We start from the raw sequence: 811 nt of genomic DNA, 5'->3' as shown, positions 1-811 counted from the left end.
ATCGTGGCTTTGGCTCGTTGGATTTTTCCAATAGGAAGCATTCCCATAAGCGGCATAGCAGCTCCTATGATGGGGTGGAGATAACGAGGTGGGGAGATAAAAGCAATGTTTAGCCCTGTTTCAAAACTGTCTTTTGGTCTGCTTTTTTTGGTCAGTGTGATGTTGGCGGCTTTTGGCTTTATGAAAGTGCAAGTTTTAAAGGCGGAAAAGGCGCGTGATTTGTATTGGCAGTTGGAGATTGCTAAGGCTTCTGTACGTGCACAGCTTGCGCAGGAGAGACAAAGTCAAGCAGCATTGGAAGCTGAGCATCGAGCGCAAGGGGTGATTTCGGCTTTGGAACAAAAGCTTGTGAAAATGGAGGAAGTCAATGAGAAGTTGCCGGTTACTGGCGGTGGCATTGGGCTTGAGCGTGTGCGCTTGCTCAACACACAAGCCGGTGGGTAGCCTTTCTTATCATTTTTTATCGGTTGAATTGCCGCCTGTTGTTCGCATGGCGTGTGCCCGCCCAGCTTTATTGCCAGAGCGTGCTTTGAATGCGCGCGAAGTGGTGCACTATTGGGGGCGTGATCGTGCTGCTTTACTGATCTGCGAACAACGCAGACAAGCTGTGGAGCGGGCGATTTTAGTCAAAAGAGAGGGCACTTTTAAGTGAATTTTTATATCAGTGTTGCCAAGCGCTGGTTGTCTTTATTGTTATCGGTTATTGCGATTTGTGGGGTTTTGAGAGCCTATTTTTCTTCAGGTGCGCGGGAAATGCTGAAAGATATCACGGCGCTTAAAGAGCGTGTGCAAAAGTTAGAAACAGAGATGG

Annotated in this window: 2 protein-coding genes; both read left to right on the top strand. The window is 48.0% G+C overall.

What is annotated here, in order from left to right:
• Nucleotides 1–105: 105 nt before the first annotated feature.
• Nucleotides 106–444, top strand: a complete 339-nt coding sequence (locus tag ACFIM8_RS09205; RefSeq protein WP_375614841.1) for a hypothetical protein — start codon at nucleotides 106–108, stop codon at nucleotides 442–444.
• Nucleotides 437–652, top strand: coding sequence for a hypothetical protein (locus ACFIM8_RS09200; protein ID WP_375614840.1), 216 nt, complete (start codon nucleotides 437–439; stop codon nucleotides 650–652). The genes ACFIM8_RS09205 and ACFIM8_RS09200 overlap by 8 nt, the downstream gene beginning before the upstream one ends.
• Nucleotides 653–811 lie beyond the last annotated feature (159 nt).

This window comes from Bartonella sp. AC535YNZD (assembly GCF_042196625.1).
Taxonomy (GTDB): domain Bacteria; phylum Pseudomonadota; class Alphaproteobacteria; order Rhizobiales; family Rhizobiaceae; genus Bartonella.
This window is presented reverse-complemented; position numbering and strand designations above follow the sequence as displayed.

Coding starts and splice junctions, on each gene's coding strand:
- ACFIM8_RS09205 (WP_375614841.1), top strand. CDS start 106: ATGTTTAGCCCTGTTTCAAAACTGTCTTTTGGTCTGCTTTTTTTGGTC.